Origin of the sequence: Jeotgalicoccus saudimassiliensis (assembly GCF_000756715.1) — a bacterium.
GTDB lineage: Bacteria > Bacillota > Bacilli > Staphylococcales > Salinicoccaceae > Jeotgalicoccus > Jeotgalicoccus saudimassiliensis.
In genome coordinates, this window is record NZ_CCSE01000001.1 from 1,043,821 (window position 1) to 1,055,834 (window position 12,014).

The following is a 12,014-nucleotide window of genomic DNA, read 5'->3' on the forward strand; positions in this document are numbered from 1 at the left end:
TCCTCCTTTTATATTATTTAGCAGCTTTAGCTAATAAGTGAACTAATCTTTTTGCATCTGATTTGGCAACTAAAGCAGATCCTCTTAACTGACGTTTCTGTTTAGTTGTTTTGTTAGCGAATAAGTGGCTTGTGAACGCTTGTGAGCGTTTGAATTTGCCTGTACCAGTTTTTTTAACACGTTTAGCATAACCTTTATGCGTCTTCATTTTTGGCATGATTAATTCCTCCGATTAATTAATTATTTTTTCTCTGCAAATGGTGCAACGACTAAGAACATGGAACGTCCTTCCATCTTCGGTCTCTGTTCGATCTGGCCATCTTCCTTAAGTGCTTCAGCGAAACGCTCAAGTACTTTACGTCCGATATCTTTGTGCGTGATTGCACGGCCTTTGAATCGAATGGAAACTTTTACCTTGTCTTCTTTAGCAAGGAATTTTTTTGCGTGACCTAACTTAGTGTTAAAGTCATGCTCTTCGATTGTCGGTGACAAACGAATCTCTTTAAGGTTAATAACCTTTTGTTTCTTACGAGCCTCTTTGTCTTTCTTCTGCTGCTCGTACTTAAACTTACCGTAATCCATAATACGTGCAACAGGCGGTTTAGCGTTTGGTGCAACAAGTACAACATCCAGGTTGGCGTTTTCAGCCATCTCGATTGCTTCTCTAGTTGCTTTAATACCCAGCTGTGAACCATCTTCTCCGATTAAACGAACTTCTTTTGCGCGAATACGATTATTGATCAATGTCTGATCTTTAGCTATGTTTAGCACCTCCAGAAATATTTAACGAACAAAAAAGGCGGGAGCATTACTGCACCCGCCTTAGAAGTTGCAGGCCCAATAGTTACTGAGCCTGCATTTCCCAATTTACCCGGTCACCACTAAAAGCGTTTGCGGGCGTGAAGCGGGAGCTTCAACTTGTCCGTTTCTTTCAACTCTTAATACTATACAGCACTAAATATCATTTGTCAAACTTATTTCTTTAATCTTATTTCGTCGATTAACTGGTACAGGAAGTCTTCCTTGTCGAAGCTCTCCTGTTTTTCTTCGCCGTACTTGCGGACGTTAACGAGCGATTCGTCTTTTTCTTTATCGCCGACAACGATCTGATACGGTATTTTCTTCATTTGAGCTTCGCGGATCTTGTAGCCCATCTTCTCGTTGCGGTCATCGATATGAACGCGGATGCCCTGGCTCTTCATTTCGTCGTGAATTTCACGCGCGTAATCGTAGTGCAGGTCAAGATTTACCGGAATAATTTCCACCTGATTCGGTGCAAGCCATAACGGGAAGTTGCCTTTGTATTCTTCAGTCAGGAATGCAACAAAGCGTTCCATCGTCGACACGACACCGCGGTGAATAACAACCGGACGGTGTTCTTCGCCGTCTTTACCGATGTAAGTTAAGTCGAAGCGTTCAGGTAACAGGAAGTCGAGCTGTACTGTCGATAAAGTTTCTTCTTTACCAAGTGCAGTTTTCACCTGGACGTCCAGTTTCGGTCCGTAGAATGCCGCTTCGCCTTCTTCTTCAACATACTCAAGGCCCATTTCATCAACGGCTTCTTTCAGCATGTTTTCAGCGCGCTGCCACATTTCATCGTCATCGAAATACTTCTCTTTGTCTTCCGGATCGCGGTAGCTTAAACGGAATGAGTAGTCTTCGAGTCCGAAGTCTTTATACACTTCCTGGATCAGTTCCACTACGCGGATAAACTCCTCTTTAATCTGATCCGGACGCACGAATACGTGTGCATCGTTTAACACCATGCCGCGTACGCGCTGCAGGCCGCTCACGGCACCGCTCGCCTCGTAACGGTGCATCGTGCCGAGTTCCGCGATACGGATCGGTAGCTCACGGTATGAGTGGCGTTCGTTTTTGTAGATCATCATATGGTGCGGGCAGTTCATCGGGCGAAGCACTAATTCCTCATTACCCATTTCCATCGGCGGGAACATGTCGTCCTGATAGTGTTCCCAGTGGCCGCTTGTTTTGTACAGGTTCGTGTTGGCCATAATCGGCGTATACACGTGGTCGTATCCGAGTGAAATTTCTTTATCTACTATATAACGTTCGATTTCGCGGCGGATTGTCGCACCGTTCGGCAGCCACAACGGCAGACCTGCACCGATCAGCTGGTTGTTTTCAAAGAGTTTCATCTCTTTACCGATCTTGCGGTGGTCGCGTTCGCGGCGCTCTTCAAGGAGCTGCATGTGGGCAGCAAGCTCTTTTTTATCGAAGAATGCAGTACCGTAAATACGCTGAAGCATCTTGTTGTCAGAGTTACCGCGCCAGTATGCGCCTGCTGTTGATAACAGTTTGAAAACTTTAATCTTCGAAGTTCTCGGCACGTGGACACCGCGGCACAGGTCTGTAAATTCACCCTGCGAATAAACAGTCACCTGCTCGTCTGCCGGAATCGCATCGATTAATTCCTGTTTGTACGGGTCGTCTGCGAATAATTCCTTCGCTTCATCGCGTGACAGGACGCGGCGCTCGATCGCAACGTTCTCATCGACGATGCGTTTCATTTCTTTTTCTATTTTAGCGAAATCTTCAGAAGAGATGCTCTCGTCCATATCAAAGTCGTAGTAGAATCCTTCTTCGATTACCGGACCGACACCGAAGTGCACTTTGCCGTACAGACGTTTTAACGCCTGGGCCATTAAGTGTGCTGTCGAGTGGCGCAGAATTTCGATCGCTTCTTCGCTTTTATTTGTAATTAATTCCACTTCGCTGTCAGTTTCAAGCGGACGTGTCAGGTCGTAGTACTCCCCGTCCACTTTTGCAGCAAGTGATGCTTTTTTAAGTCCCGGGCTGATTGAGCCTGCGATTTCTTCCGGCGTTACACCGAAATCAAATTCTTTTACGTTCCCGTCCGGGAATCTTACTTCGATTTTTTCAACCATGCTGAACATCCTCTCAGTTTCCAATATTTTGTAACAATAAATAAAAATAAAAAGCCGTCCCTATTAATTAAAATAGGGGCGACTTTACCGCGGTACCACCCTGATTTACACAGAAATGTTCCGTGTCTCAAGTTTGGAGATATCGGTCCATCCGGCTTTCGATTAGGAAAGCATCCGTCATCAGGTAGTAACAATCCGCGGTTTATATGCATGTCTCAGCAAATCATGCACTCTCTTAAATAAACTTTTAGAAATTGTCTTGTCCATTGGATTATTAATGAAATATAGCTTTATAGTACACGAACATTTACACAAAATCAAGTTATGAATTCCTGAGATTGTCGCCTGTCAGCTGCACTTCTTCGCACAACGCACGGATTCTTTCGATCATACGGAGTGCTTTCGTTTCCTCTTTGCCGTTCGTTTTCGTATAACTGTATCGGCCCTTCAGTTCGTTAATTGCAAAGTTTGAACTGATAAACGTCGGCAGCTGCTCGACCATACGGTAGTTTAGAATACTCGTAATGACTTCGTCCCTGCTCCACGCGGTGACGTCCTCGGCACCGAGGTCGTCGAGAATCAGCACTTCCGCGTTCCGGATTGCATCGTAGCGCTCGTTCGTCGTGCCGTCGTTAAATCCGGATTTTAAGTCGCGGAATATTTCGGGCACGTAGATCATCATCGATGAAATTGACTTCTCTTTTAATTCGTTGGCAATACAGCCGAGAATATACGATTTACCGATTCCGAATTCACCGTAAATATACAGCCCGCGGAAGTCTTCCCCGCGCGCAATTTTACCGGCTTTCTGAATGGCATTTTTTAAAATGTCCCTTCTGTCTTCGTTCAGGAAAATCGTGTCGAACGTCGCCTCGCGCACGTCGCGCGGAATGTGGAAGCTCTGAATGAGGCTTTCGCGTTTTAGGAATTCTTCATGTTTTGCTTTAATCGGACATTTCGAATAGATCATGTTAAAGCGTCCCTGGCGGATTTCAATATTAATTATGAAACCGTCCGGATGGCTCAGGCATTTGCCCTCGCCCGCCGATTCGCATTCCGCCGGCTGGTTGATATAATGTTTTAAAATCATCAGATCGTTTTGAATCATCGAGCGGGTAACTTCACCTTCGTGCGCTTCCATAAACGCTTTCATCTTCGGATGACTGATAATCTCGTTATAAATACGTTCGTTGTTTTCCCTGATTCGTTCGTTATTTTTAACGAAACTGCTTATCGGTTCCATCGCCTCACCTAATTTTCTCTAAATTTATTAATCAGTTCGCTGAAATCTTCATCGTCTTTCAGCGTCTTCATCGGTTCTTTGTTTTTCTGTTTCGGCTTCGTTTGTGCCGTCCGTTTTTGCTGCGGCGAATTTTCAGCCGTTTTTTCTTTCAGCCATGCCGGCTGCTCCTCGCCCGGTCCTGCGTATTTAAACTGGCGTTTCCGGCGTTTTTCTTCCTGAGCTTCGCGGAATTCCATAATGGACTGATACGCTTCTGCGGCAGTACGGTAGCCTTCCTTCTCCCAGTTTTCCGCAATCGTCATCGCATAGCGGAGCGGCAGTTCGCCGTCTTTCATCTGTATTGCGTATTCCAACAGCACGTTGATGACCCCGTTTTCGAGACCGGTTTTAACGATTAACTCCGTGACAACTTTTAAGTCGTTCTCCGACGGTTTGTAGCTTCTGAGATCGTTAATTCTGTCGAGCGGGCTGACCTTGTCCAGGCTGTCGAGGTACGACTCGTCCCCCGCCGGCTTCACCGCTTCTTCGGCCGTCGTGAAACTCGGCACCACTTCGCCGTATTCCTTTTGATAATACTTGCGCGCTTCAGTCTTCAGCCGGTCTTTATCGATTCCAAACTGCGGACTCGTCGACTGGAGCAGAATCTGCTTTATGTCGTACGCGTTCAGTTTAAACAGCTGGCTCAGCTGCACGACCAGCACTTTCACTTCCTTCGTAAAAAACTGCCGGTCGATTCTCGTACCTTTTAAATGGGTGAACAGCACTTCAAAATCGAAGTCGTCGAGGTCGATCGACGGGCCGCGCGACACATCGTTCTGCTTAAAGTTGTCATTCGGTGTGCGGAATGACTCGTCTCTCGAATGATAAAAGACCTCGGTGAACTTCTTCGTCACTTCGGTAATATCTTCCGGGAGCTCCGGGTAAATGAGCCGGTCTTTTTTATCGTTAAACTTCTGAGAGCCGACCTGCGAGTATAAATACATCGACAGCATCGGATCCTTGAAATACATTTCTGCCGTCAACGGCTGCAGCAATCTGTAGACGAACAGATCATCGTGTTCTTTATTGGATACGTACGTGCGCACGAGCCCGATTGCCTCGAGTTTGTCGAGCGACTGCTGATAATCAGATAAATTCAGCGCGAGCTCGTCCATCAGTTCCCGGTGGAAGCGGACAGCAAGCTTATCGTGCACCTTCGTCGATTCTGCCAGATACAGGTAAATACCGAAGGCCTCTGTGCCGATTACCGGTAAATACAACGCATTCAGAATCTCGTAATTATCGTTCGACAGCGTCCCCGGCTGGTACACGATAAACTCCGTATTCGGTTTTAAACGTTCGTTAAATTTCATCTTAAGCCTTACCCTTTTCCAGTTTTTTCATAATATCCATCAGCTGATCGATATCTTTAAACTCTCTGTACACCGATGCAAAACGCACGTATGCCACCTGATCGAGAGTAATTAATTCATTCATGACACATTCGCCGATATCATTGGATGAAATTTCCGCCTTGTTTAAATTGCGGAGCGCCGCTTCAATCTTATCCGCGCGCTTTTCAATTTCATCATAGGGAATCGCCCGTTTCTCACACGCTTTTAACAGACCGTCCAGCACTTTCGACCTGTCGAACACTTCACGTGTCCCGTCTTTTTTTATAACGACAAGGGGTGATAGTTCAATACGCTCGAACGTCGTAAAACGCGTCTGACAATCGTCGCACTCACGGCGTCTGCGGATCGCATTCATCTCATCTGCATGACGCGAATCGATAACCCTCGAATTCGTATGCTGACACTTTGGACATCTCATGTGATGTTCACCTCATTTAGTAATAGATTAGTTGCAATTATTATAACATCGAAACCACTAAACATAAAAAAAGAAAGACGATTGGCGGGATTTGGTGCGGTTTGGTGTGGTTTGAGGGAGATAAAAATCGCGGTGCCGGTTGAATGGGCGTGCTGCTGTGCCATTGTCGAAACTACAGTGGCACGGTGGAGGCCCCGCTGCGCCATTGTCGAAGTCACAATGGCACGATGGAGGTCCTGCTGCGCCATTGTCGAAACCACAAGGGCACGGTGGAGACGCAGCAACCAAAACAACCAAAACAACCCCCAGCAACCACAACAAACCCCGCCACCTCACAACGGAGGCGGCGGGGTCCCGGTTAATCCGGATTTTTATCCTTCAACGCTGTAGTTTTCACGTACCGGCATTGCTTCCAGGTAGTTGCTGCCCTGTGATTTTACACGTTGTTCTTTTTTTACGTGGGAGTTTTGGAATGCTTCTGATTCCACCCATGCTGTGAAGTCTTCTGTTGTTGCCCAGCCTGTCAGGACGGACATTTTGCTGCCGTTTTGAACGAGCATAAACCCGGCGAAGCCGTCGTACCGGTCGACGTTGCCTTTACGGGATTTAAATCGTTCGATCATTTCCGGAATGTATTCTTCTTTTACGATGAAGTTGTTCGTCGCAACGTGGCCGGCAGCTGATACGTCCCCGTCGTGGATAAGGATGTCCCAGTTTTCTCCTTTATACGCTGCTGTGTTGCCTTCGATAATCAGTTCTGTGTTTTGTCCTTCTTTGTTTACTAATTTCATGTCAGCACTCCTTCGTTCGTATTGTCAGTTTTATTGTAACAAAAAAGAGGACAGCATGAACTGTCCCCTTGTGACTGTATTGTTAAATTATTAAATATCGCGTGCGATCATTTCAGCTAATTCAACACATCTTGTAGAGTAACCCCACTCGTTGTCGTACCATGAAAGTACTTTAACTTTGTTGTCACCCATAATCATTGTAAGGTCTGAATCTACGATCGAGCTGCGCGGATCAGTATTGTAGTCGCTTGATACCAACGGTGCATCGCTCACGCCTAAAATACCTTTCATTGCGTCGCTTTCAAATTTCTTAAACGCTTCGTTAACCTCTTCTTTAGTCACTTCTTTTTCAAGGTCCACTACAAGGTCAACCAGCGAAACGTTTGATACCGGTACGCGCAGTGCCATACCGTCTAATTTACCTTCAAGCTCAGGAAGCACTAAAGCTGTTGCTTTTGCAGCACCTGTTGAAGTCGGGATAATGTTTTCTGCAGCTGAACGCGCACGGCGTAAGTCTTTGTGCGGGTTGTCGATGTTCAGCTGGTCGTTAGTGTACGCGTGTACTGTCGTCACAAGACCGTTTTTAATGCCGAACTCATCGTTTAATACTTTAGCTACAGGTGCCAGACAGTTTGTCGTACATGATGCATTAGAGAATACATCGTATGATGACGTGTCGAGTGTTGCACAGTTCACGCCGCGTACAAGTGTCTGTACATTGCCGCCGCCCGATGGTCCTGTTAATAATACTTTCTTCGCACCGGCATCGATGTGAGCCTGTGCTTTGTCTCCGTGGTTGAATACCCCTGTTGCTTCGATAACGATATCGACGCCAAGGTCAGCCCATGGTAAGTTTGCAGGGTTGCGGTCGCTTGTTACAGTAATTTCTTTACCGTCGACAACAAGGTTGTCCCCTTTAACCTCAACTTTTTTATCCCACGTACCGTGAGTAGTATCGTGGTTAATTAAGTGTGCGATTGTTTCCGCAGGTGATGTTACGTTAACTGCAACGAGTTCAAGGTCTTTTGATTCGTTGACGATACGAAACACCATTCTTCCAATTCTACCTAAACCATTAATAGCAACTTTTTTCATGACTAGAGCTCCTTTGAAAGTTCTTTTTTCATTTAATAGTGTAACACATTAAGGCTTACGTTTGTACACGTTTTCACAGACTTTCCAACTCTTCTGTAAATTTATCAATCTGTTCATATAATTTCTCTACAGAACCGTTGTTATCAAGACGGTATTCACTTCTCTCCACCTTTTCAGTTAAAGGCATCTGGCTGTTAATGCGCGCCTCTGCCTCTTCAATCGTCAGGTCATTTCTTGCAGTCAGGCGTCTGATCTGCGTATCGCGGTCGACGAATACGGTGACGACCAGGTCGCACCGTTCGTTCAGCCCGTTTTCAAACAGGAGCGGAATATCCAGAAACACATGGCCTTTTTTGATAAACTCCGCTTCATCCGCATTCATCATATCCCTGATCAGCGGGTGGACGATTGCGTTCAGCTCCCGGCGTTTACCGGCATCGTTAAAAATAATACTCCCGAGTTTTTTACGGTCGAGTTCACCGTCCGCATCAACGATATCTTCACCGAATGCTTCGATAATTGCAGGTATCGCCGGACCGCCTTTTGCGGTCGTTTTTCTCGAATAGGCATCCGCATCGAGCACCGTGTAGCCGTGCTCTTTTAAATAATCGCTTACCGTCGTTTTACCGCTCGCGATACCGCCTGTCAAACCGATCACTTTATACATGGACATCACCTCTGGCATGTTGTGCAATAAAATGTATTGCGCGTACTGATTACTTTCGTTTTCAGCTCGTGCCCGAGCGGACATTCCTTCCGCTGGTACACGTTAAAGCTGTTCTGCATTTCGCCCTTGCCGCCCGTGACGCTCCGGTAGTCGGAAATTGTCGAGCCGCCGTGTGATAACGACAGTTCGAACACTTCCGTAATCCGGTCGAACAGTTCACGGAGACGTTTATCAGACACGTTTTTAACTTTTCTCGCCGGCAGAATATGTGCAAGGTACAGTGCTTCCACAGCGTAAATATTACCGACGCCCGGAATGACCTCCCCGTCCATAATCGCGACTTTAACTGCTTTCTCTTCGTACTTTTTCGTCCGGAGCATCTTCATGTAATGAGCGAAGCTCAGCTCATCCGTATACTCCGGCGCCATACGCGCAAACGGCGGGAAATCATGCAGGCTTTCATGCGTATGCATTTCACCGAACCGTCGGATATCCGAATAGACGAGTTTCTGCCCGTTATCGAATGAGAAAATCACCTGCCAGTGTTTTCTGAAGTTATGCTCTTTAATATCATCGAAATTATTCACGATAAAGTACGCCCCCGACATGCCGAGATGGCTGACGAGATGCGTCGTTTTATATTCATCGTTGATCAGGAAATATAAATACTTCCCGCGGCGTCCGATATGTGTAATCGTCTTGCCGGTTACGATCTCCTTAAATGCGTCGAGATCGTCTTTTACAATTGTTCGTTTATTTGTTTTATGCCCGTTATATATGTGCTGCGACAGCTCGACGTCCGTAATCTTTAAATTGATTACGGGCGTGAGTTCGCGCTTAACGAGTTCTACCTCCGGCAGTTCCGGCATTTATTCCACCTACTTCACTTCATACCAGTCCGTACCGTACCCTGCGTCTACTTTCAGCGGTACGTCGATGTCTATGGCGTTTTCCATAATATCTTTAATAACCGGAATGAATGCTTCCACTTCACTTTCCGGAATATCAAAGATGAGCTCATCGTGGATCTGTAATAATAATTCTGCATTGAATTTCTGTGCTTCTTCGCTGTTCGCGTATTTGACCATCGCGAGTTTGATTATATCAGCAGCACTCCCCTGAATCGGCGAGTTCATCGCTGTGCGTTCCGCGAACGAACGCGCGTTAAAGTTTCTGCTGTTTACGTCCGGCACGTAACGGCGGCGGTGCAGCAGTGTCGTCACATAACCGTCGCGTTTCGCATCCTGCACGATATCATGCATAAACTGTTTCACTTCTTTAAATGATTCGAGATACGTGTCGATAAACTGACCGGCTTCCTTACGCGTAATGCCGAGGTTTTGGCTGAGTCCGTAATCACTGATGCCGTAAACGATTCCGAAGTTAACCGCCTTGGCGTTACGACGCATTAACGGCGTCACCTCATCGAGTGCAACACCGTACACTTCCATCGCCGTCTTCGTGTGAATGTCGATATCGTTCGTAAACGCTTCGAGCATCGATTCATCTTTCGTAATCGCTGCGAGTACGCGCAGTTCAATTTGCGAATAATCCAGTCCGAGCAGCACATTTCCTTCTTTTGACGGCACGAACGCCTGACGGATTTTACGCCCTTCTTCAAGGCGAATCGGGATGTTCTGCAGATTCGGTTCCACACTTGATAAACGTCCCGTCTGAGCGAGTGTCTGGTTAAAGCGCGTATGAATACGCGAATCTTCAGTCACTTCACCCTGCAGGCCGATGACATACGTCGACTGCAGTTTGCTGATTGTACGGTACGTTAAAATGTGTTCTATAATCTCGTGCTTGTCTTCCAGCTGTTCGAGCACATCGACCGCTGTGGAGTACCCTGTCTTCGTCTTTTTAATGACGGGCAGTTCAAGCTTTTCAAATAAAATGACACCGAGCTGCTTCGGTGAATTGATATTGAATTCTTCACCGGCCATGCCGTAAATCTTCTCTTCGATTTCTGTTAGGCGTCCGCTCAATTCCTCTTCCATCTCTTTCAGACGCTCTGTTTTAATTTTAATGCCTTTAAGTTCCATCTGGACGAGCACTTTCGATAATGGAATTTCCAGGTCATGCCATAAATCGTACATTTCATCCGCGCGCAGTTTGTCCGCCACAGGTCCGGCGACTTTTTCAATCGCCTGGACTTTATCGGCTACGAAGTCTTTCGTCTCGTCAGCTGAAGGATCTTTCCTGTTACGCCCTTTGCCGTAATGGAAATCATCACTGTTGATAGACACGTTAAAGTCGGCTGCGGTTTCCGCCACATCGATAATTTTCTTAGACGGGTTTAACAGGAAACTGCCGAGCATAATGTCTTCATTAAAGCCGTCGAACTCGACGTTCAGATGGTTTAACAATGCCACCTGGCGCTTCAGATCGTACGTCGTTACGTTGCCGCGCGTGTTTAAAAACTGGCTGAGTTCGTCTGCATCAAATTCCGCTGCTTCTTTTACCAGCACAAAATCTTTATCTGCAATACCGATAAACTCCGGCTTCGCTTTTAAGTAGTTGTCATCGTGCACTTCCAGATATATGCTGATATCGTCCCCTAAGTCGTTCAGGGTGTCCGTACGCTCCGCTGTAAACGAAGCGACTTCGTCAACTTCCGCCGCTTCCATATTGTCGAGCAGCGAATTGAACTCAAGCTCTTTAAACAGCTCGTACTTCTCTTCTGAATCTTCGTTGTTAAATTTCAGCTCTTCCAGTTTAAAATCAAACGTCATATCCCGGTAAATTGTTGCGAGATCTTTACTCATCAACGCAATCTCCTGATTGTTCGTTAAGTTCTCGTTTAATTTTTTCGCGGTAATCTTATCGAGACTGCCGAGCACGTTCTCGACACTGCCGTATTCTTTTAATAATTTAACCGCCGTTTTCTCGCCGACACCGGGCACACCCGGAATGTTATCCGATTTGTCGCCCATCAGACCTTTTAAGTCGATAATCTGGTTCGGAACGAGACCGTCGTAAACTTCCGCCACATGTTCAGGTGTAAACACTTCAATATCCGTGACACCTTTTTTCGTAATGTAGACTTTCGTATGTTCACTTGCCAGCTGCGTTAAGTCCTTGTCGCCTGTAATAACGATCGTTTCGAACTTCTCTTCATCGGCAAGTTTCGTCCATGTGCCGATAATGTCATCGGCCTCGTAGTCTTCGTGCTCGAAACGTTTAATGCCGTATGCATCGATCAGCTTTCTGATCGGTGCGAACTGCTCCCCGAGCTCCGGCGGAGTTTTCTGTCTGCCGCCTTTATATTCTGTGTACTGCTTATGTCTGAACGTCGATTTACCCGCGTCAAACGCCACTAAAAAATAATCGGGCTGTTCTTCTTTAATTACTTTTTCCAACAGGCGTGCGTATCCGAAAATCGCATTCGTATGCAGCCCGCTCTGATTTGTTAACAGCGGCAGTCCGTAAAACGCGCGGAATGCGATACTGTTTCCATCCATGAGAATTAACTTAGCCATAACAATCTCCTTAAGTGT

Annotated in this window: 12 protein-coding genes; all 12 read right to left on the reverse strand. The window is 46.3% G+C overall.

Going from position 1 to position 12,014, the window contains the following annotated elements:
- Nucleotides 1-13 precede the first annotated feature (13 nt).
- Nucleotides 14-217, reverse strand: a complete 204-nt coding sequence (rpmI, locus tag RZ44_RS05005) for a 50S ribosomal protein L35 (protein ID WP_035809175.1) — start codon at nt 215-217, stop codon at nt 14-16.
- A gap of 23 nt (nt 218-240) precedes the next feature.
- Nucleotides 241-771 carry a translation initiation factor IF-3 gene (gene infC / locus RZ44_RS05010; RefSeq protein WP_171816113.1) on the reverse strand — a complete coding sequence of 177 codons (531 nt, stop codon included), beginning with the start codon at nt 769-771 and terminating at the stop codon, nt 241-243.
- A gap of 203 nt (nt 772-974) precedes the next feature.
- Nucleotides 975-2,906 carry a threonine--tRNA ligase gene (thrS, locus tag RZ44_RS05015; protein WP_035809177.1) on the reverse strand — a complete coding sequence of 644 codons (1,932 nt, stop codon included), beginning with the start codon at nt 2,904-2,906 and terminating at the stop codon, nt 975-977.
- Between the two features lie 322 nt (nt 2,907-3,228).
- Nucleotides 3,229-4,149 (reverse strand): primosomal protein DnaI, encoded by a 921-nt coding sequence (gene dnaI / locus RZ44_RS05020; RefSeq protein ID WP_035809180.1) that lies wholly within the window; start codon nt 4,147-4,149, stop codon nt 3,229-3,231.
- A gap of 8 nt (nt 4,150-4,157) precedes the next feature.
- On the reverse strand, nt 4,158-5,501 hold the full coding sequence (locus RZ44_RS05025) for a replication initiation and membrane attachment family protein (RefSeq protein ID WP_035809181.1): 1,344 nt from the start codon (nt 5,499-5,501) through the stop codon (nt 4,158-4,160).
- A gap of 1 nt (nt 5,502) precedes the next feature.
- Complete coding sequence (gene nrdR / locus RZ44_RS05030) at nt 5,503-5,961, reverse strand: transcriptional regulator NrdR (RefSeq protein ID WP_035809182.1); 459 nt, start codon at nt 5,959-5,961, stop codon at nt 5,503-5,505.
- Complete coding sequence (locus RZ44_RS05035) at nt 5,958-6,254, reverse strand: hypothetical protein (RefSeq protein ID WP_035809183.1); 297 nt, start codon at nt 6,252-6,254, stop codon at nt 5,958-5,960. The genes nrdR and RZ44_RS05035 overlap by 4 nt, the downstream gene beginning before the upstream one ends.
- A 78-nt stretch (nt 6,255-6,332) precedes the next feature.
- On the reverse strand, nt 6,333-6,752 hold the full coding sequence (locus tag RZ44_RS11000) for an antibiotic biosynthesis monooxygenase family protein (protein WP_052108818.1): 420 nt from the start codon (nt 6,750-6,752) through the stop codon (nt 6,333-6,335).
- A 90-nt stretch (nt 6,753-6,842) separates the two neighbouring features.
- Nucleotides 6,843-7,847: a type I glyceraldehyde-3-phosphate dehydrogenase gene (gene gap / locus RZ44_RS05045; RefSeq protein WP_035809184.1), complete on the reverse strand. Its 1,005-nt coding sequence runs from the start codon at nt 7,845-7,847 to the stop codon at nt 6,843-6,845.
- Nucleotides 7,848-7,920: 73 nt separating this feature from the next.
- Nucleotides 7,921-8,514: a dephospho-CoA kinase gene (coaE, locus tag RZ44_RS05050; RefSeq protein ID WP_035809185.1), complete on the reverse strand. Its 594-nt coding sequence runs from the start codon at nt 8,512-8,514 to the stop codon at nt 7,921-7,923.
- Between the two features lie 5 nt (nt 8,515-8,519).
- Entirely contained in the window at nt 8,520-9,383 is an 864-nt protein-coding gene (mutM, locus tag RZ44_RS05055) for a bifunctional DNA-formamidopyrimidine glycosylase/DNA-(apurinic or apyrimidinic site) lyase (RefSeq protein ID WP_035809186.1), read from the reverse strand.
- Between the two features lie 9 nt (nt 9,384-9,392).
- Nucleotides 9,393-11,996 (reverse strand): DNA polymerase I, encoded by a 2,604-nt coding sequence (gene polA / locus RZ44_RS05060; protein ID WP_035809187.1) that lies wholly within the window; start codon nt 11,994-11,996, stop codon nt 9,393-9,395.
- Between the last annotated feature and the right edge of the window lie 18 nt (nt 11,997-12,014).

Coding starts and splice junctions, on each gene's coding strand:
- rpmI (WP_035809175.1), bottom strand. CDS start 217: ATGCCAAAAATGAAGACGCATAAAGGTTATGCTAAACGTGTTAAAAAA.
- thrS (WP_035809177.1), bottom strand. CDS start 2,906: ATGGTTGAAAAAATCGAAGTAAGATTCCCGGACGGGAACGTAAAAGAA.
- dnaI (WP_035809180.1), bottom strand. CDS start 4,149: ATGGAACCGATAAGCAGTTTCGTTAAAAATAACGAACGAATCAGGGAA.
- RZ44_RS05025 (WP_035809181.1), bottom strand. CDS start 5,501: ATGAAATTTAACGAACGTTTAAAACCGAATACGGAGTTTATCGTGTAC.
- nrdR (WP_035809182.1), bottom strand. CDS start 5,961: ATGAGATGTCCAAAGTGTCAGCATACGAATTCGAGGGTTATCGATTCG.
- RZ44_RS11000 (WP_052108818.1), bottom strand. CDS start 6,752: ATGAAATTAGTAAACAAAGAAGGACAAAACACAGAACTGATTATCGAA.
- gap (WP_035809184.1), bottom strand. CDS start 7,847: ATGAAAAAAGTTGCTATTAATGGTTTAGGTAGAATTGGAAGAATGGTG.
- coaE (WP_035809185.1), bottom strand. CDS start 8,514: ATGTATAAAGTGATCGGTTTGACAGGCGGTATCGCGAGCGGTAAAACG.
- mutM (WP_035809186.1), bottom strand. CDS start 9,383: ATGCCGGAACTGCCGGAGGTAGAACTCGTTAAGCGCGAACTCACGCCC.
- polA (WP_035809187.1), bottom strand. CDS start 11,996: ATGGCTAAGTTAATTCTCATGGATGGAAACAGTATCGCATTCCGCGCG.